The following is a 25,267-nucleotide window of genomic DNA, read 5'->3' as shown; positions in this document are numbered from 1 at the left end:
GTTTTTACGGAGGGGCACGCCCAAAAAAATAAAATATGTCACAAAATAAAAATGCACTTATTAGGTATAAAACGATTGATAATTGTTTGCAAAATAAATACCGTACTTGGACGCTAGAGGACTTGATTGCGGCTTGCTCTGAGGCTTTGTTTGAGTACGAAGGAAGAGAAAATGCGGTAAGCAAAAGAACGGTTCAAATGGATATTCAGTTGATGCGTAGCGAAAAACTGGGCTACAATGCGCCCATTGTGGTGTATGACAAAAAGTATTATACGTACGAAGACGAGGAATTTACGATTACGAATATTCCGCTGACGGAAACGGATATTAATGTACTCACAGAAACGGTTTCAATGCTCAAACAATTTAAAGACTTTTCTTTGTTTAATGATGTGTCTGATATTTTGCAACGTTTAGAGGATAAAATTTATGCCGAAAAGTCTCAAACACAACCGGTGATTTACTTAGATAAAAACGAAAAACTGAAAGGGTTACCATTTTTAGAGGAAATTTACCAAGCCATTATTAAAAAAACAGTTTTGGTAATTACCTACAAGTCATTCAAATCGCAGGAGGAAACGGTATTTAATTTTCATGGATTTATATTGAAAGAGTTCAATAATAGATGGTTCTTGATAGGAAGAAGAAAGAAAAACCAGCCCATAACTAATTTGGCACTGGATAGAATTATTGCTATTGATTATGATTTTAATATGCCTCATTTAGAGGAGAATTTTAATGCAGACCTGTATTACAAAAATGTGGTGGGAGTAACTGTAAATACGGGTTTACGTCCCCATAGATTTGAACTCTGGATTGATGCCATTAATGCTCCTTATGTGCTTACTAAACCCTTGCATAATTCACAACGGTTGATCAAACAAAATGAAGATGGAAGCATTATTATTCACATATTTGTGATTCCAAATTATGAATTAGCACGTATTTTTTTAGGTTTTGGCGATGGTCTTGAAGTGATACGACCCGATTATTTCCGGAATCAAATGAAAAGTGTTATCCAAAAGTCTCTGGCGCGTTATGCCGAATAATTGATTGGTTTGAATGGATAATGAACCCTAAACAAAAAATCCTATTTTTTGCAGCATGGTTTTAGCGATTTAGCTTAAAAAAAAACTCATTAAACTTTAGAAACGATGACTTGTAGCACCAAGAAAATATTAACGTTTGTGATTTCGTTAATTTGTCTTGATGCGTTACTTTTGCAGCGTCAAAACAACCACTTTGAAAAAATTCAGTATCTACATACTTTCTTTTATTTTACTCCTGCCCACTTTTGGCAGCTCATTTACGTATTTGAACTTTAAACTTCAGCAAGAAGAAATTGCCAAAACCATTTGTGTGCAACGCAAAATGGTTTTTAATAGTTGTAACGGACGTTGCGAACTGCAAAAAAGTTTAAAACGCTACACCGACAACGAAAAAAGCATGCAAAACACACTCAAAGAAAAAGTTGATGTGGTGTATGTGCAAGAACTGCTTACTACTTCATACGAGTTGGTACAACCCATCGTTATTACAACAAAAACAGAAGCTGTTGTAAACCGTAAACCGATTTCATTTTCGACTTACACCTTCCGCCCTCCCGCTTATTTCATTTCATAAGGACAGCTTTAATTTAGCACTTGCTTTGAATAACTCTGAATTGTTGATTCTGGGTTGTTTGCAATTGTACTTTTAACGTCCTACATTTTTGCAACCTATTTACTAAGCTTTAGCTAAGCCTTCAGGTTTGCATTTCACTGAAATAAGATCCTTTTTTACCATTCAAAAAAAAATGAAAAACATACTTTTTGTAATGCTTTTGGCATTACAAGTTGCAGTTGCGCAACAAAAAATCCAGAAAGATACTACTACGGTCGAAAATCTCAACGAAGTAGTGGTTACCGCTAATCGTGGCAATGCCAAACGCAACCAAGTACCGGTAGCCATAACTAAATTATCTACACGACTGATCACTGAAACCAAAGCGACCTCAGTCTTTGAAATTGTGAACAAAACACCGGGGGTACTGATGATGAATTTGGGGAACGAGCAACACGGGATGTTCATAAGACAACCCATGGGAACAAGTCCTTATTATTTGTACCTTGAGGACGGATTGCCTATTCGGCCGCTGGGAGTTTTCAACCACAATGCCTTACTCGAAATCAATCAATTCAATTTACAAAACATAGAAGTTATCAAAGGCCCTGTTTCCTCCCTTTACGGCCCCGAAGCGGTGGGCGGAACTGTAAATTTTATATCTGTAAAACCCAGTTTGAATCCAGAATTTAAAGTAGGAATCCAAGCAGATCAGTTCGGTTATCGTAACCTGCAAGCTTTTGGTAGTGCTACTTTGGGTAAATTTTCGTTTGCCATTGCGGGTATTACCAGCGAACAAACCAACAGCTGGTTGACGTTTTCTGACTATAACAAGAACAACTTGAACGCCAAATTACAATATGATTTCAGTAAAAACCTTCGTTTAACAAGTACTACTTTTTATGGAAAATATTATTCTGACATGACAGGCAGCGTGAACGAACAGGATTTTAACAACCGAACGTACAAAAGCACTACTGATTTTACCTACCGAAAATCTAATGCATTGCGCACCCGCTTAACGCTCGAAAACGACTGGAATACCCACAGCCACTCTTTTATCACACTGTATCATCGAGACAATAAATTAGGCCAAAACCCAAGTTATGGCATCCGCTGGAACCCTACTCCATCGGCCACCAACGACCCTACAAAAGCAACTGGAGAAATTAATTCGAACGATTTTAAAAGTTACGGAATCGTAGCACAACACACTCAAGAATTTGACTTTCTACAGTCTAAAATTGTTGCTGGCGCTACCTATGATCGTTCACCTACCGAATATTTTTCGCATCAAATTCTGCTGCAAGCCAACCGAAATCCTGATGGAAAGACGGTTAACAACTACCAAATCCTGGAAGTGAGACCTGATATAAAAATATCAAACTACAACGCCAACATTTACAACAACTCTGGCTATATACAGTATAGTTTTCAGCCTGTTCCCAAAGTAATTGTAACAGGTGGCGCTCGCTATGACTATATTAAAATCGATTATATCAACAACATCAACGCTACATCAGGAGCCAAAACTTACGATCAATTTACCTTTAAAGCGGGTATCAACTACAATCCGATTACCAATATGGGCTTTTATGCCAATTACTCTCAAGGATTTTCACCACCATCAGTAACCACTTTATTTAGACCCAGACCTGGCATTATACCTGTGCAATTTTACACCGATTTAGAACCTGCTCATTTTGCTAATTACGAAATAGGTGGTTTTGCAACACTTGTAAAAAACAAATTAGCACTGGATTTTGCGGTTTATTTCCTTGATGGTCGCAACGAATTATTGAGTATTCGTCAACCAGATAGTTCAACCGATACCCAATCTGCTGGTAAAACGAGCCACAAAGGAATTGAATTAGGCTTGCAATTCAAACCCTCGTCAACAGTTGCTTTTCGCCTTGGTGGAACCTTTTCAAAGCACGAATTTATTGATTTTACAATATCGAAACGAGCCACAGATCCTGTTCAAAAATTAGATGGTTTCGAGATGCCCGCAGCCCCGCGATGGATTGCTAATGCTGAAATTAATTATTACCCAAAATGGCTTCCTAATTTCCGTTCAGCCCTTGAATGCCAGTACGTATCAAGCTGGTTTCAAAACCAAATCAACACTGTTTCCTACGCTGGTTACACTCTTTTAAACGCTCGATTAGGCTACCGCTACAAGCAAGTTGAAATTTTTACTAATATCATGAACTTGACCGATAAATTGTATGCTACCAATGTTTCTCGGGGCAATACAGCAATTGATCAGGCTACGTATACCGCCGCCGCACCTCGCATTTTCATGATGGGATTGCAGTACAATTTATCATTAAAAAAATAATTATCAGGAGCTTATCCGGCTATCCGCTTTATCTTTTTTGAGGCCAAAAAAAGGCCTCAAAAAAGGATATCGCTCCTATCCGGGCTAAAAAACACACAAAATGAAAAAAGAAAATCAAAAGGCATCTACACGAAAAAAAAATTCCAAATGGATCAAAAAAATCAAGCAACACATGTACAAGTGGCATCGAAGCTTGGGCATTATTACCCTTATACCAGTACTATTCTGGACACTTTCAGGATTGATGCATCCGTTTATGGCGCATTTCTTTAAACCAGAAATCGCCAATCAAGAACTTCCACAAACCGCCATCAAGCCGGGTCAATTGCCAATGACGTTGAAAGAGGTCTTACAAAAAAACCAGCTCAAAACGTTCAAAAACTTTCGCCTTGTAAGCTTGAACGATAAATGCTATTATCAAGTAAAAACCGAATCAGGAGCCCTACTCTATTTTGACGCAGCCACTGCTCAAAAACTTGAAAATGGAGATCAAAAATACGCCGAAGTTCTAGCACGTTACTTTTTACAAGACAGCACTAGCAGCATTTCAAACAGCAAAGTCCTCACTGAATTCACCAGTCAATACAAATACGTAAACCGCTACTTGCCCGTATACCAGCTGAGTTTTGATCGTGACGATGAAATGCAAGTTTATGTAGAAACCGCCTCAAGCAAACTAGCGACTTTCAACCCAAGATCCCGACAAATATTCATTTGGTTCTTCGATACCTTTCACAATTGGTCGTTTATTGATGCGATTTCTAATAACAGTTTGCGCATCATAATAATGATTTTACTTTTATCTGTCATCTCTTTTTCAGCAATAAGTGGACTCTTGATTTATGGTCTTTTCTGGAAACAATTCAAAAAAAGTGATGCGCTTGCCCCCAAAAAAGGCATCCGCCGATACCACCGACAAATTGGGATTTGGATTTCATTATTTACCTTAACCTTTGCTTTTAGCGGTGCGTACCACGCCACTACCAAATGGGATCCTTACACGCTATCGCAAATGGTTTACAAACCTAGCTTTAAAACCGAAGCACTTAATACTTCACTTACTGATTTAAAACTAGATTGGACTCGATTTGAAAATGCCAGTATAGTTGCTTTTCAAGACAGTATGTACTACCGTTGTCAACTACTTCCTAAGCAAGCAGCAAAGACCGATACAGCCATAAGCGCACCCGAATCAAAATGGGCGAAGAAAGACAAACAACCACTAGAAATAGTTTACATCAACGCACAAACCAATCGCATCACGCCTAATCTGGATGTTAAATATGCTGAATTTTTAGCGCATTATTTTACAGATGGTGCGCCAAAAGCCGCTTGTTGCGAAATGATCCGTGAAACTGATGAACCCGAAACTTCTTTACAAAACGCTAAATTGGTTGAAACTAAAACCATTTACGAATTTGAAAGTCGCGAGTATGGCTTTGTGAACAAGCGACTTCCCGTTGTAAAACTTGCTTATGACACCCCTGAAAAAACTACTTATTTTATAGAAACAGCCACCTCAAGATTAGCCGCAAAAGTAGAAAACACAGACAAAAGAGAAGGTTATTCTTTTGCTATTCTACACAAATTTTTGTTTTTAGATTGGGCAGGTAAAAATGTGCGTGATGCTGCAATGGTTTTGGCCGCACTTGCAATTTTAATAGTGAGTGTTTTAGGATTGATTTTGTTTCTTAAGAAAAAGTAAAAGCAAAAAAAAGCGTCATCAACAAGAGTTCATGACGCTTTACTTTTTTGCAGCAATAATTATTTCATCAATTGTTGTAAAGGTTTTAATTGAGCCACATCAATATTTGATTGTTGTAACACACTCATCATGGTCATAACTGCCGTAGGATTCATGTCGTCACCGGTCACACGTACAACGGCAAAACCATTTTCATTTTTATTGGCAAAAAAAATAAATTCTTCAATATGCTCATCAGTACCCACAAAACTTACGGAAGCTCCTTCTTTTCCGGAGCCAAATTTCATCAATTGCTGGTACTTTTTGTCCTTTAAAATTAGATTTACTTTTGCGCGTTCCGCTTCAAATTCGGCTTTATTAGTCGCATTAGCATTAAAAGCTAAGATGTTCATTTTATCAAAAGATTGTAAGGCCTCGGTTTGCGCTATAGATAACTTAGCCTTGTCTACATTCAATATTTCAGGAGAAACATCTAAAGCTATAAAGTTTTTATCTTCTGAATGTTCTACAAAATATTTTTGCAATGACGGCTCGTTGTTGCAACTTACCAAAAATAACACCAGTAGTGCGGGAATTCCGAATCGTAGTTTCATATTACTTTTTACCTTTACTTGCTTTTTTCAAATCATCGCCGCCTGGGATACGCATTTTGTCTGTCAAAACTGAAATTTCATTTAAATCAAAGTTCCCTGTCAATGACATTAAAACAGTATCTTCATTTTTTGCTCCTTCAATAAACATCAACAACTCGCGTATTTGTGTATCGCCAGCTCCTGATTTTACAAGGATTTTCACATTTCTACCATTATCGTTTACCCGCATTAACTCTTCTAAACCTCCTGTTTTAATGTATTTATCAGCAGCAAGTTTCATTTCGACTTCTACGCGAGTACTTTTGGTTGTAAAGACCTTCAAGTTGTCTAACTTTTTAATTAAAGTCAAATATTGCTGCATTTCTTTATCGGACGCATCCATTTTAACTTTGCTCATTAAGTCAAACATTTTTTTATTGACAATAAATGACTTTACATCATCTTGACCATCAAATTTGTCAAATGCTGTTTGTGCAAAAAGTGAACTTGTAGCCAAAAAAAGCGCCAATGTTACCACAATTTTTGTAAAAGACTTAGAAATAATTGTTGAAGTTCTCGTGTTCGTTGTGCTCAACAGCACCTTTTGATTGATTGATTTCATGATATAAATGGTAATTAGTGATTAAATATGAACTGAAAAAGGCTAGCGTTTTTTAACTGCCCTGTTTTCTTACTGTTTTTTTAAATACTTTATTTTTTGCAATTTGATACTCCTCTATATACAGTACACTTTCTATGCCAACATTAATATTATTCGATAATAAAGACAAGGCTTTTTGTGTGGCTTCAAACGCAACTTTGGGATCCTCATAGGTTCCTAAATCTGACTGCGGTGGCGCAGTATCAGTATTTAAAAAAACATAGCTTCCTACTCCTAAAGCCACAACTGCAGAAGCTGCAATGGAAAGCCATAATACAGGCCTTTTTTGTTCATAAAAAGGGACAATACGGGTAAACTGCTCTTTTTTTGACTGATCAAGACCTTTAAAAAAATGTTGGTATTGTATTAAATGTTGTGCAACATCGCCTGAAGAAAAATAAGTACGCAATGCATTCTCTTCGGTAATACTTGTTACTCCTTCAAAGTATTTCTCTAAAAGTGTCTCAATTTTATTGATTTCCATGGGTATGAGTTTTAATAATGTATTCCTTAATTATTTTTCGCGCTCTAGAAAGTGACACTCTAACTGCGCTTTCTTTCATTTGTAACAATGCTGCAATTTCTTCAAAATCGTATTGCTCTACATCGCGTAATTGAACAATCATGCGTTGCTGTTCTGGCAATTGAGCTAAACAAGTATCAACCCATTTGAGACTATCTTGATCTTCTAATTTTTTTTCAAGACTTGGTGCTCCATCTATATAATTAGAATGAACTAATGATTCATTATTAGCACGTTTTGATTTAAGCTGATCCAAACAAAAATTTTTAGTCATAGTCATTGCAAATGCCTCGACGCTGCCATACTTATTTAAAGAATCATTTTTTGACCACAACTTAGTCAAAACCTCTTGCGTTGCATCCTCTGCCTCCTCTGTACTAATTAATAAGCGCTTGGCTAGCCTAAAGACTTTATCCTTAAATGGAGAGATCAAGACCACAAATTCGCTTTGGTTCATAACTAGATTTAGATGAGTGCTTATAAATACAAGACGATTGAAAAGTAATTTTGTAACATAAATTATTAAATTAAAACTAAAGTTCGTATTTTTACGTTTATATGTGTATAAAACTAATTTATGAGAACCTACTTTAAACTACCCCTATTACTACTGCTCTCCCTTTTTGTTTTCCAAGGGTGTCAAGATAATGATGATGTAGCTCCACCAGCTAGCCTTGAAATTCAAGATTTTGTATGGAAAGGCATGAATCAATACTACCTATGGACAGATGAAGTTGCTAATCTTGATGAGAAAAGATTTGTCGATCAGGCCAATTTAAATAATTTTTTACAAGCTTTTAATACTCCAGAAAGTTTATTTGAAGCGCTTCGGGTAGACGCAAACAAAGACAAATTCAGTTGGATTGTTGATGATTATTTGGAACTAGAAGGACAATTTCAAGGAACCACTAATAATAATGGTGTTGAGTTTGGTTTAAGCAGAAAATCAACTGGCTCATCAGAAATTTTCGGATTTGTACGCTATATTATTCCAGGTTCTAACGCATCTACTAAAGATATTAAGAGAGGGGATGTTTTTACAGCAGTGAATGGAACTCCACTTACGATAAGTAATTATCAGTCTTTACTTTTTGGATCTAATAATGATTATACCCTTAACATGGCTGATATATCGGGTGGCGCATTTGTAACCAATGGCAAAAACATAGCCCTTACAAAAACAGTCTTAACAGAAAATCCTATTTTGGTAAACAAAGTAATTACTTCAGGTACTCACAAAATAGGGTATTTAATGTACAACGCTTTTACAGCAAATTTTGACACCAAATTAAACGAAGCTTTTGCTTTATTAAAGTCACAAGGAGTTACTGCTTTGGTCCTTGATTTGCGTTACAATGGCGGAGGTTCTGTGCAAACAGCAACACGTTTAGCTAGTATGATTACAGGACAGTTTACGGGTAAGGTTTTTGCAAAACAACAATGGAATAAGGAAATCAATGATTATTTTGAATCAGAGAATCCTGATGCTTTATATAATTATTTTACTGATAAAATAGATAATGCAGCTATCAATAGTTTAAACTTAACCAAAGTTTATATTCTTACAAGTTCTAGTTCAGCATCTGCAAGTGAACTAGTAATTAACGGTTTAGAACCACACATCAACGTGATTCAAATAGGTGATGTTACGGTGGGTAAAAATGTAGGTTCTGTAACATTATATGACTCTCCTGGTTTTGGGCCCGACAATAGAAATCCTAAACACAGATATGCCATGCAACCTATTGTATTAAAAATTGTTAATTCGGTTGGTTTTGGTGATTATCAAAATGGTTTACAACCTGATTTTTTACAAAAAGAAACTATAAGTACCATGGGCGTTTTAGGAGATGTTAATGAGCCCTTATTGAAAACTGCTATTGCAAAAATTACGGGAACAGGTCGTTTCATATCTCAAAAACAAATTGCCGATTTTGAGACATTTAGCAGTTCACAAGCTATCAATGGCTTGAACCAAATGTATATTGAAAAAGCTCCTGAAGGATTGTTAAAAGCATTAGAATAAAAAATTTAGAACCTAATTTTTGCCGCAAATTAAGAGGATAAAACCTTTGAATTTGCGGCATTTTTTTTGCATCTACTTTACAGATGATTGCTAAAAATTCTTTTATGTAAAATAATTTAAAAGCAGGCAATAATTAGTGGTTTTTGTAAGTTTATATAGATTAACTTTTAAAACAGAAAACCAATGAAAAAAGCTATTCCTTTCTTTTTAGCCTGCGCTACTTTAGTATCGCTAGCATTTGTAAAACCAAGTGTAGACAACAATAAGCAAATTCACGTAGTTATTGATGCTGGTCATGGCGGCTCTGATTTTGGTGCCAGATCAATTACTAGTTCTGAAAAGCAAATTGTAGAAAAAATAACCCAGAAAATTAAGTTCTTAAATAAAAATGAAAATGTAATTATTCATTTTACTCGAAATGATGATCAATTTGTATCCCTCTCCGACCGTGCAGATTTCATCAATAAAATTAAACCAAACTTAGTTATATCCTTACACGTAAACCAAAGTCGAAATGAATCAAAGTCAGGAATGGAGTTTTATGTGGCTAATGAGTCATTAGTTAACGATCAATCAATTGAAATCGCAAATGAATTGCGCACTAAATTTTTAAAAAGTAATGCAGTAGCTCCATCTGAAATTAAAAAAGCTCCTTTTTTAATTTTAAAAAAATCAGTGGCACCAGCAGTACTAATTGAACTAGGCTACCTTTCAAATTCATTTGACAGAGCCTACCTTACTGATGATAAGCAACAAGATCAAATTGCCACTACAATTATCTCATTTGTTTCTGATTTAAAATAAAACAAATAGTCACAAAAAAGCGAGACGTTCATTGCTGAGTCTCGCTTTTTTATCCAATGTAACAACCAAACTTGCCTTTTAAAATAAGAAATTCAATCCTATTTTAAATTTTACTCCTTGATTATCATAACATTACCTTTTTTTTGAGGAAGCAAATTGAATTCTATTTAATTTTGAAACAACTTAACTTACATGTAAAATACTGGCCGAAGAGATGCTATACCTTATAGCATATTTACAAATGAGTTGCATTCGATTTTAATAAAAACCTTTGCACTTAATAAATATATATTATTTGTTAAAGTAAAAGCCATTTGGCCCTACTCCTACTGTTAATTCCTTTTGTAAATTGCCCGTTAATGAATACACATACGCTTTACTGTTTGATGCGAAATCTCCTCCATCAGCAATGAAAATTTTATCATTCTCTACTGCAAAACCATACATTACCCCATATTGAGAAGTTGAAGTATAGGTAAACAACGCCGTTTCACTTGCCTGATTTGCTGCTATATCCATTGCAAAAACACTACTCCCTTTAGTAAAGAAAACCTTAGAGCCATAAATATCTAAATTTTTAGCTCCTTTTAAAGTCGCTGGTAAGACTACTTCTGATACTGATTTATCAGAAAGTTTAACTTTTACAATTTTACTTGATCCTGAAAAAGGAGAAGCCAAAACATATAATATTCCGTTAGTAATCTCCATACTGTTAGCACTAGCTCCTACTGTAACTGAAGATTCTAATGCCTTAGTACTTGTATTCACCACTAACACTTTGTCATTATTATAAGGCTCAATGATGTATAATTTATCACCATCAAGTACTATGCGATCAGCTGTAGCGTTCAAATTAATTTTTGACTCCACTTTATTGGTGGCTAAATCAATTATAGCAACATAATCATCTATATTACCTTGTGCTCCTCCATAATTATTGGCGTTTGTAACATAAGCTTTGCCATTTTTCACAACACCATACCTTGGACTAGCTAAGCCAGAATCTATTTTTGCAAGTAACTTAAATGAATATCGATTTACTACATTTATCACATTAGATCCACCAGCAATAATATATGCTTTGTCTCCATCAAAGAAAATATTTTGTACATATTTACCAATAAAATCACCAGCATTTTCAGCACCATAAACATCTTGTTTAAAAATAGTCATGTCATCACCCAAAAATGATACCGAACCACCAGAGGAATTACCTTCGTTCAAAATAAAAACACCATCATCATAACTACCTTTTGAAACGTTTTCATTTTCATCAGTACTACATGATGTTAAAAATGCAAAAGAAAAAACCACTACTAAAATTCTAGTTACCTTCATTATATTAAAATTTAAAAATTATGTACATATTAAAATTACGCCCTGGCATTATTCTTTGTTCCAAACTCACATATTTATGACCCCAAATATTAAGAACTTGAACCCCAATTTTAATATTGTTTAAAATTGGTAAATCATAATCAACGCTAGTATTGCTCACAGTATAAGCTGGAATCACAGCAGCAGGATTATTATCTGCTTGCGTATACACAAAACCATTATAAAGTACTTGGTAATTGACATTCCATTTTTTATAGAAATATTTTAATGCGGCAGTAGCTTTATGGAAAGGCACAAAAAAAAGTTGCTTTTGTGTTTCCTCGTTTTGTGAGATGGTGTAGGCGTAAGTACTATTCAATTGCAAATGGCTTTGTCCAATTTTTTTATTCCAATTTAGCAAAACCTCAACACCATAAGCTTTTACTCGATCTGTATTTTGGGGTGCCCATACTCCGTTATTTCCAGGGACCCATCGCAATAAATCTTTTATCTTATTGAAGTAAACCGTTTGTGTAAGCGATACATTATGATATTTAAAAATATTTGCGAGTTCGCCTTGATACGCACTTTCTGGTTTTAAATTAGGATTACCGCCGCTTTCCCAGTACAAATCATTATAGGTTGGAATTCTAAAATTATGAGAAACATTTGCTTTGAGTTGATACCAAGAAATACCGTGCCAACTACTCCCCAGAGAAAACAATACTGGTGATTGGTAATTGTTTGTAACTTCTTTACGAATGCCAAACTCATTTAGCCAATTTTTAGTTGCTTCGTATTTTGCCAAAACCGCAAAACTGCTGATTTCACGATCATGATTACCAAATCCTGATCCTTCACCCTTCGTTAAATTATATTCTAACAGCGCATTTATTAAAAGTTTGCTATTAAATTGGTGGTTGACATCGGCTTTAACAATCCATGTATTTGTATTACCAAAACTATAATCTGGCTTTGTATTATCTTCAAAATATTGATAACCTTCTGTTACATATGCCGTTCTCAAATAGGTTGTCCATTTATCAAAACTAGCTTGGTACTCTAATAAATTTCTACTAAAATCATTTTTGTATTTTGTACGTGACTCAGATGATGATAACAAGGATATATTTCTATCTGTATTTGAGGATTGACTATACAGTTTTAAATAGTGTTTTTCATTAATTTTATAACCAACTGTAGCATTTAGTGTATTTACTTCATAATCTCCATTTTCATTAAATCTTTGGTTTCCCCTCCAATCATAACTATCCTGAAACTTATAATTATTAGCCGAACTATTTCTAGAAAAACCAAACTGTGTTGACCATTTCTCATTTGAAAAAATGCCTTTATACAATAGGTTTTGAGTGTTAAAGCTACCGTAGTCGTATCTAATTTCGTTTGAAATTACATCTGCAAAACTTAAATTAGTTCCTAAATGTAACGTTCCACCAATAGCACCACTGCCATAAATTACACTTCCGCCACCTCCTTTTACTTGTACAGAATTATAATCATTACTCGTTAAAGTATTAAAATCAGTACTGCCGTTCATTTGAGAATTAATATTTATCCCATTCCAAATCACTGCAGTTTGAGAGGCAGTTGTACCCCTAAAAGCAACTGTAGACAACATCCCACGACCATATTCTTTAAAATACAAAACAGTATTGTAGTTGAGTGAATTTGTGAGTAGTCCAGTGTTTTTTGACAAAATAGAGTCATTCAAACTAATTATAGTTTGGGTGCTGGAGAATTTGCGCAGTTTAACATCAGAAACAATGACCTCACGTAAACGCGTGATGGAATCGTTTTGAGCCAAAATAACCTGACTTGCAAAAAAGCAAAAAAAGAAGAATACTTTAAAATGTGTCATAATTTCCTGAACCTTTATTCCCGAAAGTTCGCTATTGATTATGAAATAAGGCAGGTCTCCTGGCTTGCGTCTTGTTGTTGACCTTCCCACTCGCCAAGGCGAGCAGTGGTTTTGTAGATAACAACAAGCTTTATAGCTTACAGTTGCGGGTACAGCTTAGGTTTTGAACCTAATTCCCTTTTAATGCGTTCTTGAATGTACTGAACGCAACCAAATTTCAATTGCAAAGATAAAATTATAATGAGAAAACCACTAAAAAAAATGATAATTTTATAAAGTAAGGTGTACAACAGCGCCAAAATCTACTTTATTCTGAAAAGCATCTTGTAAGGGTAAGTCAGAAACTGCACACAAAAAGCTCCTAATAATCCCTCCATGGGCAACAATAATAATGGGCTTTGTAGCATGAGAATCCAGTGCATTTTCCATGAAATCCAATACTCTGTTGTGGAGGTTTAAAAACGACTCGCCGTTTGGTACAGGGACATTGACAAAATCAGTCATCCATGGGGTGAAAACTTCGGGTGGAATGATGTCCCAATTTTTTAACTCCCAATCGCCAAAATTCATTTCCATCAAGCGTTCATCCAGCGTCACATTTGCAATAGCGAAATTATTTTGAATGTGCGTAGCCAGAATGGTACAACGCTGTAAAGGACTTGAAAAAAGTAGAGCATCCTGTGGCAATTGTTTTAAAATAGCATCAAAAACAGCTTCATAAGGCGTTGCAATTTCAACATCAGCTTGGCCGTAGCAAATTCCTTTTTCGCAAACGGTCTCGGTATGTCTAACTAAATAAATTTCCATAATGCACTAATTGAAAGATAAAAAATAACTTCACAAACTTGTTGTGTGGCTCCTAGACAATCTCCTGTGTAGCCATCAATCCATTTCTGAAAATAACGGGCTAGAAAAAACCGAGTAAGAAATATTGGTATTAGAACCAAAAGAAATGCTATTTGATAAAAAGACATCACAACCAGTGGAAACAATCCAAAAAATGCTGCTCCTACAACCTCTTTTCTTGAAAAACTTTGAGCAATAGGCTTGCTTTTACTAGAAGCATCCTCACGGGAATACTCATGCGTAAAAACAATTGATATAGCAGCAAGTCTACTAAGAGCATGTCCTGTTATAAAAACTAATAAAAAAGTGAAAAATGCATGGTAGTTTGTAAATAGCGATTCACTTTTGACTAAAGTTACTAGGCTCATAAACTTTAGCAAAAAAAGCAACACCAAACCAATAGCGCCATAAGCACCAATAGCACTATCTTTCATAATGGTCAAAATCTTAGTTTTGGTCCAACCACCGCCAAATCCGTCACACACATCTGCAAAACCATCTTCATGAAAAGCACCTGTAATCAATATACTTGCAATCATCGAAATGAGAATACCAATCTCAGCATTCCATAACCAAGAGGCTGCAGCATAGACTCCAAAAGCCACAGCACCCACAATCCAACCAATTAAAGGAAAATATCGGGATGCTTTGTTTAAATAATCAGGGTTATGATCGATATTTTTAGGACACGGAATACGGGTATAAAACATCAATGCTGTAAAAAATATATGAACTTCTTTTTTCATTTTTATGCTTTGGCTAAGCCAAACTTATAATGTTAATTAATGTTTTTGGAGTTTACTTGAGCCGATTCAAAACTGGCCATGTCATTTAAAAAAGCAATTGCCGATTCCAAAATGGGAAAAGCCAGAGCACAACCCGTACCCTCTCCCAAACGTAAATCAAGTTGCAAGACTGAACGAACATTTAAAAAATCAAGAATTTTTTGGTGTGCTTGCTCTGCTGAGGAGTGGCAAAAAATAGCATTTTCTAAAACCAATTTGTTTTTAGTGTAAGCCACTAAAAAAGCTACTGAACTTATGAATCCATCTACAAGAATGAGTATGTTTTCTATTTTTGCTTGTAACATTCCGCCTGCCATTTGCATGATTTCGAACCCTCCAAAATAAGCAAGTAAACTATCTACATCTTGTAGCCCATTATAATTTTCTCTACATTTTTCTAGAATTGAAATTTTATGTTGCAGTTGGGTATCATTTATCCCTGTGCCTTTACCCACACATTCTGAAACCGGCAGATTCATCAAAACACTCATTAAAAGAGAAGCAGTAGCGGTGTTCCCAATTCCCATTTCGCCAAAACCAATGCAATTAGACCCATTTTTAGCAATCGCAGCCACAACATCACTCCCTTTTTCAAAACACAACGCTAATTCCGAAGCACTCATTGCAGGTCCTTGTAAAAAAGAATGAGTCCCCATTGCTATTTTGTTTGAAATCAGTTTTGTGTTAGTAGGAAAATCATAATTTACACCAGCATCTACAATAGACAGTTCAATGTTGTGCTGCTTGCAAAACACATTAATTGCTGCTCCACCCGATAAAAAATTAGTCACCATTTGTCTAGTAACATCTTGAGGATACGCGCTAACTCCATGATTTGCAATGCCATGATCAGCAGCAAAAACTACTATATTGGGGTTTAGTATCTGGGGTTCAAGAGATTGAAAAACAATCCCTATTTGCAAAGCCAGTTTTTCTAAGATACCTAATGAACCCGTAGGCTTAGTTTTAGTATCTATTTTTTCTTGAAGTTGTTTTGCTAGTATTTCATTTTCAAAATTTGTGGATTGCCATGAATATGTTTCTGATTTAAAATGATGTAAAACTGAAATTTCTTCAACCAAAGGAGTTTTTGACTTTTGTTTCCAATTGAGTAGTTGCAGCATGGGCTGGTTTTCATAATTTGTAGCTGGTTTTCCAATACAAAAATATCCCAAAGGCTCCATGTGTTCTGGTAATCCTAGAATGGTTTTGAATTGGTGGTAGTTTAATATCGACACCCATCCCATGGAAAATCCTTGTTCTGTTAGCGAAAGCCAAATGTTTTGAGCCGCACAAACCGCACTAAACTTTATAGATTCATTACTTCCTACTGTACCTATTGTAAAATTATTGAGTACAGATCTGTCATAAGCTATTACTAATCCCACGGGAGCCTCCTCAATGGCTTCTAGTTTTAAGGCTTTGTATGTTTCTTTTTGGGATTCATCATCGGTTAGGTTTATTGCTTTTTTATCGTATTCTAAAAACAATTCTTTAATTGCATGCTTGATTTGGGGAGACTTAATCAAGAAATATTTTGTGGCATCAGTGAGCCCTACAGATGGTGCGTAATGCCCCGCCTGCAAGGCTTTTACAAGAACTTCGTCTGGAACTTCATCGTTGGTAAAATGACGTGTATCTCTGCGAGATTGTATAATTTCGTCTAAATGAGTCATTGTGCTTTTTTAATTTCTACAGGTATTCCGGACACCATCAATACTACGGTATCAGCAGTTTTAGCAATATATTGGTTCATCCATCCTTGTAACTCCGTGAATTTTCTACCTACAGCAGTATCTGCATGCAGTCCCATTCCTATTTCATTTGTAACTATAATAATGGTAGTATTATGTTGTTTTGCAAGAGCATCAATTTCAGCTTTTGCTTGTTCCAGACACTGAGAAACATCATTTTTAGTATCCACAAAAAAATTAGTTAACCAGAGCGTGACACAGTCAATTACGGCTACTTTACCTGTAAAATCAATTTCACTTAAGAACTTTTCTTTTTCAATATTGATCCAGCGTTCGTCTCTATCTTTTTGATGCCTATCAATTCGTTCTTGAAAATTAGCATCCCATTTTCTAGCAGTTGCTACATATATAGGATTGCTGGAAAGTTCTTTGGCTAAACTTTCTGCATAACTGCTCTTTCCTGAACGTTCACCACCAGTTATTAAATATATCATTCTTTGTTTCTTTCTTTATAAAATTCTTTTTTCTACTTTTTAATGGAAAATCAGTACTGTATCCCAGACCATTTTTACTTCAATCTAACTTTTTGTTTGTCACTATTTTTTTTGATGCTTTTTCAGTACTAATATCTTTTTGAAATTGTAAAACACTTACTAGGCAAGAAGGACTCATACAATCTTTTTTAACATCTGATACCTATACCACAGGAAAATCATAACATCAGCAGGTGACACAATTGTTTTGCAACTGACATAAAAAAGGCACTCCACAATTTGAACAACTTTTATTTGTTGGCTTATTCATGATGTAAATATAGTATTTGTTCAATTTTTTACTGCTAAAAATAAACAAGAAATTTTATAATTTTAATTTACCTTTGCGACAATCGAAAAATTAAGCCATGAGAATTTCCATACAGCGCACCCTTTTTATTGTGATGATTTCAATTTTTATTGGATGTAATAAAAAAGAAACTACCACTGCAATTGATTCCACCACTGCTGCAAACAGCATTGAATACGCCTCAGGACTGTCAATACATAAATACAAAGGATTCTCTATAGTTACGGTGTCAAATCCTTGGCCCGAAGCAAAAAAAAAATTCACCTACATCTTACAAGAAAAAAATAGCATTGTACCCGATAGTTTAAAAAAACATCCCGTTATACAAGTACCCTTACAATCTATTGTTGTGACCTCAACAACAATAATTCCGTTCTTAGAAATGCTCAAAGTAGAACAAAAACTCACTGGTTTTCCTCATACCAATTATATCTCATCTGTTAAAACTAGAAAACGTATTGATGCTGGATTAGTTAAAAACTTAGGTCAAAACGAAAAATTAAACGTAGAACAACTCATTGAGCTAGAACCAAACTTAATTGTAAGCTTTGGCATAGACAACAATAATCCTACTCTTGATAATTTACAAAAAAGCGGCCTTAAAGTATTTATTCAAGCCGACTGGATGGAGCAAACACCACTAGGGAAAGCAGAATGGTTGAAATTATACGGCGCCTTATTTGGAAAAGAAAAAGAAGCCAAAATCATCTTTGATACCATAGTAAAAAACTACAAAGAAGCACAACAATTGGTAGCTCAAAAAAAATCAACATCAACAGTATTGTATGGTTCTATGTACCAAGAACAATGGTATATAGCAAGAGGAAACAGCTGGGTAGCGCAGTTTATGATGGATGCAAAAGCAAATTATTTATGGGCCGACATTAAAGGTACAGGAAGTTTAAGTCTACCATTTGAAAAAATTTTAGAAAAAGCAAGAACTGCTAAATACTGGATTGCTACAGGCTCTTTTAACACCAACAAAGAGTTTGAAAACAGCAACCCGCATTACATACAATTTGATGCCTTAAAGGCAAAAAATGTATATACTTTTGAGAGTAAAGTGGGACCAACAGGAGGAACTGTTTATTATGAGTTAGCAACAAGCCGTCCTGATTTAGTTTTAAAAGATTATATTAAAATATTTCATCCTGAATTATTACCTAATTATACTTTTACTTTTGCCGAAAAATTAAAGTAATTAAGAATTATATCGATACTTGAGATTTTACATTATGAACTAAGGGTTTTTACTCTAAAAAATAAGCATTGGATACACACAAACGAAATACCATTTTATTCTTTCTTTTTACTATTGTACTCGTGCTACTGTTTTTTATGAACATTAGTTTTGGATCCATTTCCATTCCGTTTAAAGAGGTGGCAACGAGTCTAACGGGAGGTCAAGCTAGCAAAACAACATGGGAATATATCATCATGAATTACCGCTTGCCAAAGGCAATAACTGCTATTCTTGCAGGTATGGGCTTGTCTATAAGTGGCTTATTAATGCAAACCTTGTTTAGAAATCCTCTAGCAGGACCTTATGTATTGGGTTTAAGCTCAGGTGCCAGTTTGGGGGTAGCGTTTATAATTCTTGGCACAGGAATACTTCCAGCTTTCTTAACTCCTTTTTTACTTTCGGCGTACGGCGTAGTTATTGCTTCTACAATAGGAAGTTCATTAGTCTTACTTGCCGTTTTATTTGTTTCACAAAAACTAAGAGATACCATGGCCATACTCATTGTAGGGCTTATGTTTGGGAGTTTTACCAGTGCCATTGTTGGAGTATTATCTTATATGAGTACCGCGGAGCAATTACAAAAATTCACGTTTTGGTCTATGGGCAGTTTGGGTAATTTATCATGGACATCCGTATTTGTGCTGGCTGTTTGTGTAGTTATAGGACTTTTTTTAAGTGTGGTAAGCATAAAACCATTGAATGCTTTATTACTTGGCGAAAATTATGCCCGCAGTTTAGGTTTAAATTATCAAAAATCAAGATTGATCATCATAGTTGCCACTAGCGTTTTGGCTGGTAGTATTACCGCATTTGCTGGACCAATAGCGTTTGTAGGACTTGCTGTGCCACATTTAGCCAAGTTGATTTTTCAAACTAGCAATCATACCATACTTTTTTGGAGCACTTTAATTTTTGGAGGTAGCATCATGCTTATCTGTGATTTACTTTCAGAAATCCCAAGCTTGAATCTTAGCTTACCCATAAATGCCATTACGTCAATTATAGGTGCGCCCATGGTGATTTGGCTCTTGGTTCGAAAACAAAAAATGATAGGCTAATGGAACACGCAATACTACTTGAAGCATCAAAAATTAGCATTGGTTATTCCCATAAAAAAGAGTCGGTTGTTGTTGCCGCTGATGTTTCAATTGCATTAAAAACAGGCAAGCTCATTGCACTTATTGGTTCAAATGGGATTGGAAAATCAACCTTATTAAAAACCATTACAGGCATACAAAAACCGCTATCTGGAGAAGTTTTATTGCTTCATAAAAATGTTTCTTCCTACAATTCTTTGGCTTTGGCCAAAAATTTAAGCATTGTACTAACAGAAAAACTTCCGCCAAGCAATTTAACTGTCTATGAGCTAATTGCCTTAGGACGTCAACCTTACACCAACTGGATAGGTAAATTATCTGCAGAGGATAGTGACAAAATCAATCAAGCCATGCAATTAACGCAAATTTCTCATTTGGCTGATAAAAAGCATTATGAAATAAGTGACGGACAATTGCAAAAAGTATTAATTGCAAGAGCATTAGCACAAGATACCCCACTAATCATTCTGGATGAACCCACCACTCACTTGGATTTACTGCATAAAGTAGCACTATTAAAATTGCTAAAAAAACTAACGCATGAAACCGGTAAATGCATCTTGTTCTCTACTCATGACATTGATATGGCCATACAAATGAGCGACGAAATGATTATTATGACTCCTGGAAATGTAGTACAAGATGAACCCTGTAACTTGATCAAAAAAGGAAGTTTCAATACCCTTTTTAAAGACGAACATATTGTTTTTGATCCTGAAAAAGGGAAGTTTGTGATTACAGGTTAAACGTATAACTTGAAATAAAAAATAAATTTCAATGTAGTTTTAGGTGTATTAGAATGTTTATTTTGAACCATATAAGTCATTTAAGTTTTTTTTAAGTGCGTGTAAAAGTTCACACTAATGAGATAAAATCAACTTAAAAAATTCGTTGCTTCTTCGTGCTAATTAGTGATTTTTTTGAAACATATAAGTTTTGTTTTAATATGTTACAGAAAAAATTAAATCACAAAGATTCTCAAAGAAAACACTAAGCATGCAAACAATTAACCCACCGCAATCTGCCTTTTAGCCTCTCCTACTACAAAAGCAACAGAATTAGCAATATTAAAACTACGTATTAAGGGGGACATCGGAATTTTAAGTTGATTTTCTTTGGCAAATAAATTCAATACTTCTTGGCTCAAGCCAACGCTTTCTTTGCCAAAAACCAACCAATCACCATCTTGAAATTCAATATTCAAATAAGAATGAGCTGCATGTGAACTCATTAGAAATACTCTTGAAGTATCTGGAATTACTTTCATCCACTCTCCTACATTTTCATATTCCGTTACATCAAGATGCACCCAATAATCCAATCCAGAACGTTTGAGGTTTTTATCATTGATAACAAACCCAAAAGGATGAACGAGGTGTAAACGACTTTCTGTACCCACACACAATCGGCCAATATTTCCAGTATTATTTGGAATTTCAGGTTCTACTAAAACGATGTTTAACATTTTATACTTTATTAAAAGATTTAAAAATTAAAAGATTAAAAAAACTAGTACTACCTTTTAAGTTTCTATTTGAAAATTTTCTACTTCTATAACTCCTCCAGCTTGTAAATCGTTGAGATGTACATTGCCAACTCGAACACGAACCAAGCGTAAGGTGGGGAATCCAACGGCTGCAGTCATTTTTCGCACTTGACGAAATTTACCCTCATTTACAATAATTGAAGCCCATGTTGTAGGTCCGTGTCTTTCATCCCTAATTTTTTTTCCGCGTGGGCCAAAATTAGGAATTTCATTCAAAATAAAAGCTTGACAAGGCTTGGTTTTATATTTAGTTCCATTGAAACCAATTTCAACTCCCTCTTTTATTTCATCAATAGCTAGCTGCGTAATAACACCATCTACTTGTACATAGTATTCTTTATCGACTTTCTTACTTCTAATTGCTTCACTTTCTTTACCGTCGGTTGTCAATAGCAATAACCCTTCTGAATCTTCATCTAATCGACCAATAGCCATAGTGCCATCTGGAAAATTGTAGAGTTCACCCAACAAGCGTTTTTTTCGTTTGAGTTCATAGATAAACTGACTTAAATAACCATAAGGCTTGTGAATGATGAAATGGCGGTGCATGAATTAAAATCTTTTTTGGCAAATATAGTGGGTTATTCCATTTTTATGAAAGAGATTTCTTTTTTTAAAACTACCTAATCCAAATTTTATATTATTCTCATTAACACAAAAAAATAAAAAAATTTACTCCCTAATCAATAAACAATTAATCTACTAATATTAATACTATCAAAATTTATAATGGTAACTAAAAAAAAACTATTCACAACTAAACGGAAAAACTATAGAAGTTGTTTTAATAAAAACTGTAGGGTTATAGTTAAAAAAAATAAGATAAATAATATATTTTACTTGTTTTTTATAAAAAACAAGTAAAAAAAAAACAAAGTATCACATTATACCCAATCACTAAAAAATTTAAGCTTAGTAATTAATTAAGAATAATAGTGCTTCCAAAAATTATTTTCATCCTATTTCAAAACACGTAAATATACGTGGTTTTGCACCATATATTTCAATTAGTTTTGCTACAAAAAAATACATTTTAAATATATTTATTAAAAATAAAATTACAAAAACACTCAAACAACTAATCTTAACATTTAAATCTTAAAATCATGGAAGACGAATTAATGGGAACAATCAAACTTTTTGCGGGTAATTTTGCTCCTAGGGGCTATTTTACTTGTGAAGGACAACTATTATCAATCGCAAATTATAATGCATTGTATTCGCTATTGGGAACAACTTATGGTGGAGATGGTGTTTCTAATTTTAAATTACCTGACTTACGTGGTGCTTTTCCAACACAATGTACAAACATCGCAGGAGGCACACCCCCTGGAGGTACTTATATACGTGGACAAAAAGGTGGTACTCAAGCTGCGGCAATTACAGCTGCAAATATGCCACCTCACACACACACGATAGTTAAAGGAGCAGGATCCAATATAACTGGAAATATAGCTGTAACGACAACATTACAAGCTAATACTAGTGCTGGAAAAGATTCGACTCCCTCTGCAACTAATAATGTTTTAGGAAAAACAGTAGATGCTAATGGCAATTTAGACCCAAAATTGTATACTAATGCCACACCAAATCAAAATTTAGCAGGAATTAGTTCAACAGTAAACAATACTTTAAACTTTGACCCTGCAGGTTTACAACTGACACCGTGGGGATCTTCTGTTCCAATTCCCTTGCCAACTTTACCGCCATTTGTTGCTATGCAATATATAATATGTTATCAGGGTATTTTCCCTTCTAGACCATAATAAACTAAAAGATGGACTGTTATGCAACAGTCTGTTTTTTTTTATATATTTGACAATAAAAACATTAAACTAATTATGATAAAAAAACTACTTCTACTTGGGTGTTTTCTAAGTTTGTTTACATCCTTAAACGCTCAAACCACTTTATCAGCAGGAGATATTGCTATTATAGGTACTAATTACGATGTTATCCCTTATGAAATGACTATCGTAAATCTTGTTCCTATTTCAGCAGGTACTGTTATTAGAATAACAGATTATGGATATGATGAAGCTACTGGTACTTTCGGAACCACTTCTGTAACGAATACAGCAGAAGGCTCCATTGCTTGGACGTTAACTTCGGCTATGCCAGCTGGAACCGTTACTAAATTTTCAATTACAGGAGGAGCAACTCCTAGTGTGTCTGGCCTACCAGGCGTTGTTAGTGTTACAGGCTGGACATTTACAACTCCAGCAGCCTGTCCTGTTCCTGCTGGAGGAGATAACTGGTTTATTTTTCAGGGAAGTACCCCTACATCTGTAGATCAGTTTGTATTTGGCTTTGTAAATACATTTGGCGTCACTTTCAATGGTGTAAATCAACCTGCAGGGCAATTTCTTGTACCTGGAACCGGACTACAGCCAAACAATGGCAATTCGTATTTACCTCCATCTCTTATTCTTGGATCAAGTGCTATTGCTCTTAATAGAGATCCTGCTAGCGGAGGATATCATGGCGATAATAATGTTTATACCGGTACAAGATCGGGTTCAAAAGCAGCTATTCTTGCTGCAATTTGCTTATATACCAGTAATATTAATACTGATAATTGGCTTTCTGATGAATTGACATCAAATGACATCAATCCAGGAGGAACAAACTTCCCTGGTACTAATCCAATTTTTACTGTTACAGCACCTTGTGCTTTGAGTCTTACTGCTGCATCGCAAACCAATGTTTCTTGCTTTGGAGGGACTACTGGAGCAGCTACAGTAAATGCTGCTACAGGCGGAAGCGGAGATTATTCATACAACTGGACCCCAGGAACCCCTACAGGTGACGGAACTGCTTCAGTAACTGGATTAAGTGCAGGACCTTGGACTTGTACTGTGACAGATAATATTAGCGGATGTTCAACCTTTACAGATTTTACAATTACTCAACCGACGGCACTTTCGCTTACTCCAGCATCTCAAACCAATGTTGCTTGCAACGGCGGTTCTAACGGAGCTGCAACAGTAAATGTTGCTACCGGAGGAACAGGATCATATACCTACAACTGGACACCAGGAAACCCAACAGGTGATGGAACAACTTCAGTAACCGGATTATCACCCGGAACTTGGACGTGTACCGTAACTGATGCAAACAGTTGTACTACTGCTGTTAACTTTATAATTACACAACCAACTGCTCTTGTAGCGACTGCTGCTGCACAAACAAATGTGTCTTGTTTCGGCGGTTCTAACGGAGCGGCTTCAATTAATACCCCTACTGGTGGAGCTGGTGGTTATACCTACAACTGGACGCCAGGCAACCCAACAGGTGATGGAACAAGATCAGTAACAGGATTATCATCCGGAACTTGGACTTGTACCATTACCGACGCTAACTCATGCATCGCTACGCAAAGTTTTACGATTACGCAACCAACCTCAATTGCCGTTACACCTGCATCACAAACTAATGTTTCTTGTTTTGGAGGCTCAAATGGTGCAGCTGCTATCAACACTCCTACTGGAGGAGCAGGCGGATACACATACAACTGGACGCCAGGAAATCCAACGGGTGACGGAACTACTTCTGTTACTGGCTTGACAGCAGGAATCTGGACATGTACTGTTACCGATGCTAACGGTTGTACCAGAGCGCAAAACTTTACGGTAACACAACCAACTGCTATTGCAGCAACTGCAGCTTCTCAAACGAATATCGCTTGTAATGGAGGTTCAACTGGTGCAGCTGCTATTAATACTCCAACAGGTGGAGCGGGTGGATATACCTACAACTGGACTCCAGGCACCCCAACAGGTG

The 25,267-nt window shown here is 35.4% G+C and carries 23 protein-coding genes and 1 riboswitch; of the genes, 11 read left to right on the top strand and 12 right to left on the bottom strand.

All coding sequences use genetic code 11. From position 1 onward, the window contains the following. The first annotated feature begins 35 nt into the window (after positions 1 to 35). The 4 genes from AC061E_RS14650 (at position 36) to AC061E_RS14635 (ending at position 5,648) form a co-directional block, all read left to right on the top strand. The gene (locus AC061E_RS14650; RefSeq protein ID WP_478286907.1) at positions 36 to 1,049 is read left to right on the top strand and encodes a helix-turn-helix transcriptional regulator; all 1,014 of its coding nucleotides are present in this window, start codon (positions 36 to 38) and stop codon (positions 1,047 to 1,049) included. Between the two features lie 193 nt (positions 1,050 to 1,242). Beyond that, positions 1,243 to 1,623 carry a hypothetical protein gene (locus tag AC061E_RS14645; protein ID WP_478286906.1) on the top strand — a complete coding sequence of 127 codons (381 nt, stop codon included), beginning with the start codon at positions 1,243 to 1,245 and terminating at the stop codon, positions 1,621 to 1,623. A 172-nt stretch (positions 1,624 to 1,795) separates the two neighbouring features. Next, complete coding sequence (locus AC061E_RS14640) at positions 1,796 to 3,943, top strand: TonB-dependent receptor (protein ID WP_478286905.1); 2,148 nt, start codon at positions 1,796 to 1,798, stop codon at positions 3,941 to 3,943. A 100-nt stretch (positions 3,944 to 4,043) separates the two neighbouring features. Next, the gene (locus AC061E_RS14635; RefSeq protein ID WP_478286904.1) at positions 4,044 to 5,648 is read left to right on the top strand and encodes a PepSY domain-containing protein; all 1,605 of its coding nucleotides are present in this window, start codon (positions 4,044 to 4,046) and stop codon (positions 5,646 to 5,648) included. Positions 5,649 to 5,707: 59 nt separating this feature from the next. On the opposite strand, the gene AC061E_RS14630 is transcribed toward AC061E_RS14635, so the two are convergent. From AC061E_RS14630 to AC061E_RS14615, 4 genes are all read right to left on the bottom strand, one after another. Next, positions 5,708 to 6,241: a GFO_1091 family lipoprotein gene (locus tag AC061E_RS14630; RefSeq protein WP_478286903.1), complete on the bottom strand. Its 534-nt coding sequence runs from the start codon at positions 6,239 to 6,241 to the stop codon at positions 5,708 to 5,710. A 1-nt stretch (position 6,242) separates the two neighbouring features. Then, positions 6,243 to 6,761 (bottom strand): GFO_1090 family protein, encoded by a 519-nt coding sequence (locus AC061E_RS14625; protein WP_478286948.1) that lies wholly within the window; start codon positions 6,759 to 6,761, stop codon positions 6,243 to 6,245. Between the two features lie 133 nt (positions 6,762 to 6,894). Beyond that, positions 6,895 to 7,365: a PG0215 family putative anti-sigma factor gene (locus AC061E_RS14620; protein ID WP_478286902.1), complete on the bottom strand. Its 471-nt coding sequence runs from the start codon at positions 7,363 to 7,365 to the stop codon at positions 6,895 to 6,897. Further along, complete coding sequence (locus AC061E_RS14615; RefSeq protein WP_478286901.1) at positions 7,352 to 7,861, bottom strand: GFO_1088 family ECF-type sigma factor; 510 nt, start codon at positions 7,859 to 7,861, stop codon at positions 7,352 to 7,354. Before AC061E_RS14615 ends, AC061E_RS14620 begins: the two co-directional genes overlap by 14 nt. 120 nt (positions 7,862 to 7,981) lie before the next feature. On the opposite strand from AC061E_RS14615, the gene AC061E_RS14610 reads away from it, so the two are divergent. Together AC061E_RS14610 and AC061E_RS14605 are read left to right on the top strand one after the other, a co-directional pair. Continuing rightward, a complete protein-coding gene (locus AC061E_RS14610; protein WP_478286900.1) occupies positions 7,982 to 9,430 on the top strand; it encodes a GFO_1087 family putative carboxy terminal peptidase in 1,449 nt (482 codons plus the stop codon). A gap of 183 nt (positions 9,431 to 9,613) precedes the next feature. After that, positions 9,614 to 10,234 (top strand): N-acetylmuramoyl-L-alanine amidase family protein, encoded by a 621-nt coding sequence (locus AC061E_RS14605; RefSeq protein WP_478286899.1) that lies wholly within the window; start codon positions 9,614 to 9,616, stop codon positions 10,232 to 10,234. A gap of 291 nt (positions 10,235 to 10,525) precedes the next feature. Here AC061E_RS14605 and AC061E_RS14600 read toward each other — a convergent pair whose 3' ends face one another. From AC061E_RS14600 to cobU, 6 genes are all read right to left on the bottom strand, one after another. Next, positions 10,526 to 11,572 carry a YncE family protein gene (locus AC061E_RS14600; protein WP_478286898.1) on the bottom strand — a complete coding sequence of 349 codons (1,047 nt, stop codon included), beginning with the start codon at positions 11,570 to 11,572 and terminating at the stop codon, positions 10,526 to 10,528. Between the two features lie 4 nt (positions 11,573 to 11,576). Beyond that, entirely contained in the window at positions 11,577 to 13,430 is a 1,854-nt protein-coding gene (locus AC061E_RS14595; RefSeq protein WP_478286897.1) for a TonB-dependent receptor plug domain-containing protein, read from the bottom strand. A gap of 32 nt (positions 13,431 to 13,462) precedes the next feature. Then, positions 13,463 to 13,660, bottom strand: a riboswitch (cobalamin riboswitch). Between the two features lie 40 nt (positions 13,661 to 13,700). After that, the gene (cobC, locus tag AC061E_RS14590; protein WP_478286896.1) at positions 13,701 to 14,237 is read right to left on the bottom strand and encodes an alpha-ribazole phosphatase family protein; all 537 of its coding nucleotides are present in this window, start codon (positions 14,235 to 14,237) and stop codon (positions 13,701 to 13,703) included. Next, positions 14,222 to 15,022, bottom strand: coding sequence for an adenosylcobinamide-GDP ribazoletransferase (locus tag AC061E_RS14585; protein WP_478286895.1), 801 nt, complete (start codon positions 15,020 to 15,022; stop codon positions 14,222 to 14,224). The genes cobC and AC061E_RS14585 overlap by 16 nt, the downstream gene beginning before the upstream one ends. A gap of 32 nt (positions 15,023 to 15,054) precedes the next feature. Beyond that, on the bottom strand, positions 15,055 to 16,737 hold the full coding sequence (gene cobT, locus AC061E_RS14580; RefSeq protein WP_478286894.1) for a nicotinate-nucleotide--dimethylbenzimidazole phosphoribosyltransferase: 1,683 nt from the start codon (positions 16,735 to 16,737) through the stop codon (positions 15,055 to 15,057). Next, positions 16,734 to 17,249 carry a bifunctional adenosylcobinamide kinase/adenosylcobinamide-phosphate guanylyltransferase gene (cobU, locus tag AC061E_RS14575; protein WP_478286893.1) on the bottom strand — a complete coding sequence of 172 codons (516 nt, stop codon included), beginning with the start codon at positions 17,247 to 17,249 and terminating at the stop codon, positions 16,734 to 16,736. The genes cobT and cobU overlap by 4 nt, the downstream gene beginning before the upstream one ends. Positions 17,250 to 17,656: 407 nt before the next feature. Here cobU and AC061E_RS14570 point away from each other — a divergent pair, with 407 nt between their 5' ends. The 3 genes from AC061E_RS14570 (at position 17,657) to AC061E_RS14560 (ending at position 20,684) form a co-directional block, all read left to right on the top strand. Then, the gene (locus AC061E_RS14570) at positions 17,657 to 18,799 is read left to right on the top strand and encodes an ABC transporter substrate-binding protein (protein ID WP_478286892.1); all 1,143 of its coding nucleotides are present in this window, start codon (positions 17,657 to 17,659) and stop codon (positions 18,797 to 18,799) included. Between the two features lie 68 nt (positions 18,800 to 18,867). Next, the gene (locus AC061E_RS14565; RefSeq protein ID WP_478286891.1) at positions 18,868 to 19,899 is read left to right on the top strand and encodes an iron chelate uptake ABC transporter family permease subunit; all 1,032 of its coding nucleotides are present in this window, start codon (positions 18,868 to 18,870) and stop codon (positions 19,897 to 19,899) included. Beyond that, positions 19,899 to 20,684 (top strand): ABC transporter ATP-binding protein, encoded by a 786-nt coding sequence (locus tag AC061E_RS14560; protein ID WP_478286890.1) that lies wholly within the window; start codon positions 19,899 to 19,901, stop codon positions 20,682 to 20,684. Before AC061E_RS14565 ends, AC061E_RS14560 begins: the two co-directional genes overlap by 1 nt. A gap of 260 nt (positions 20,685 to 20,944) precedes the next feature. Here the strand turns inward: AC061E_RS14560 and AC061E_RS14555 are convergent, their stop codons facing one another. Together AC061E_RS14555 and AC061E_RS14550 are read right to left on the bottom strand one after the other, a co-directional pair. Continuing rightward, positions 20,945 to 21,403, bottom strand: a complete 459-nt coding sequence (locus AC061E_RS14555) for a tRNA (cytidine(34)-2'-O)-methyltransferase (RefSeq protein ID WP_478286889.1) — start codon at positions 21,401 to 21,403, stop codon at positions 20,945 to 20,947. Between the two features lie 57 nt (positions 21,404 to 21,460). Next, complete coding sequence (locus AC061E_RS14550) at positions 21,461 to 22,033, bottom strand: pseudouridine synthase (RefSeq protein WP_478286888.1); 573 nt, start codon at positions 22,031 to 22,033, stop codon at positions 21,461 to 21,463. Between the two features lie 557 nt (positions 22,034 to 22,590). On the opposite strand from AC061E_RS14550, the gene AC061E_RS14545 reads away from it, so the two are divergent. Both AC061E_RS14545 and AC061E_RS14540 read left to right on the top strand, forming a co-directional pair. Then, positions 22,591 to 23,250: a phage tail protein gene (locus tag AC061E_RS14545; protein WP_478286887.1), complete on the top strand. Its 660-nt coding sequence runs from the start codon at positions 22,591 to 22,593 to the stop codon at positions 23,248 to 23,250. A gap of 75 nt (positions 23,251 to 23,325) precedes the next feature. After that, positions 23,326 to 25,267, top strand: a 1,942-nt coding sequence (locus AC061E_RS14540; RefSeq protein WP_478286886.1) for a hypothetical protein, incomplete at its 3' end; no start/stop codon positions are given.

Source organism: Flavobacterium sp. GNP011, assembly GCF_056428925.1.
The sequence above is the reverse complement of the archived record's forward strand: the minus strand, read 5'-3'. Positions and strand labels throughout refer to the sequence as shown.

What these genes read in the sequence shown, in the direction of transcription:
- AC061E_RS14650 (WP_478286907.1), top strand. Translation starts at nt 36, where the DNA reads ATGTCACAAAATAAAAATGCACTTATTAGGTATAAAACGATTGATAAT.
- AC061E_RS14640 (WP_478286905.1), top strand. Translation starts at nt 1,796, where the DNA reads ATGAAAAACATACTTTTTGTAATGCTTTTGGCATTACAAGTTGCAGTT.
- AC061E_RS14635 (WP_478286904.1), top strand. Translation starts at nt 4,044, where the DNA reads ATGAAAAAAGAAAATCAAAAGGCATCTACACGAAAAAAAAATTCCAAA.
- AC061E_RS14630 (WP_478286903.1), bottom strand. Translation starts at nt 6,241, where the DNA reads ATGAAACTACGATTCGGAATTCCCGCACTACTGGTGTTATTTTTGGTA.
- AC061E_RS14620 (WP_478286902.1), bottom strand. Translation starts at nt 7,365, where the DNA reads ATGGAAATCAATAAAATTGAGACACTTTTAGAGAAATACTTTGAAGGA.
- AC061E_RS14615 (WP_478286901.1), bottom strand. Translation starts at nt 7,861, where the DNA reads ATGAACCAAAGCGAATTTGTGGTCTTGATCTCTCCATTTAAGGATAAA.
- AC061E_RS14610 (WP_478286900.1), top strand. Translation starts at nt 7,982, where the DNA reads ATGAGAACCTACTTTAAACTACCCCTATTACTACTGCTCTCCCTTTTT.
- AC061E_RS14605 (WP_478286899.1), top strand. Translation starts at nt 9,614, where the DNA reads ATGAAAAAAGCTATTCCTTTCTTTTTAGCCTGCGCTACTTTAGTATCG.
- AC061E_RS14600 (WP_478286898.1), bottom strand. Translation starts at nt 11,572, where the DNA reads ATGAAGGTAACTAGAATTTTAGTAGTGGTTTTTTCTTTTGCATTTTTA.
- AC061E_RS14595 (WP_478286897.1), bottom strand. Translation starts at nt 13,430, where the DNA reads ATGACACATTTTAAAGTATTCTTCTTTTTTTGCTTTTTTGCAAGTCAG.
- cobC (WP_478286896.1), bottom strand. Translation starts at nt 14,237, where the DNA reads ATGGAAATTTATTTAGTTAGACATACCGAGACCGTTTGCGAAAAAGGA.
- AC061E_RS14585 (WP_478286895.1), bottom strand. Translation starts at nt 15,022, where the DNA reads ATGAAAAAAGAAGTTCATATATTTTTTACAGCATTGATGTTTTATACC.
- cobT (WP_478286894.1), bottom strand. Translation starts at nt 16,737, where the DNA reads ATGACTCATTTAGACGAAATTATACAATCTCGCAGAGATACACGTCAT.
- cobU (WP_478286893.1), bottom strand. Translation starts at nt 17,249, where the DNA reads ATGATATATTTAATAACTGGTGGTGAACGTTCAGGAAAGAGCAGTTAT.
- AC061E_RS14570 (WP_478286892.1), top strand. Translation starts at nt 17,657, where the DNA reads ATGAGAATTTCCATACAGCGCACCCTTTTTATTGTGATGATTTCAATT.
- AC061E_RS14560 (WP_478286890.1), top strand. Translation starts at nt 19,899, where the DNA reads ATGGAACACGCAATACTACTTGAAGCATCAAAAATTAGCATTGGTTAT.
- AC061E_RS14555 (WP_478286889.1), bottom strand. Translation starts at nt 21,403, where the DNA reads ATGTTAAACATCGTTTTAGTAGAACCTGAAATTCCAAATAATACTGGA.
- AC061E_RS14550 (WP_478286888.1), bottom strand. Translation starts at nt 22,033, where the DNA reads ATGCACCGCCATTTCATCATTCACAAGCCTTATGGTTATTTAAGTCAG.
- AC061E_RS14545 (WP_478286887.1), top strand. Translation starts at nt 22,591, where the DNA reads ATGGAAGACGAATTAATGGGAACAATCAAACTTTTTGCGGGTAATTTT.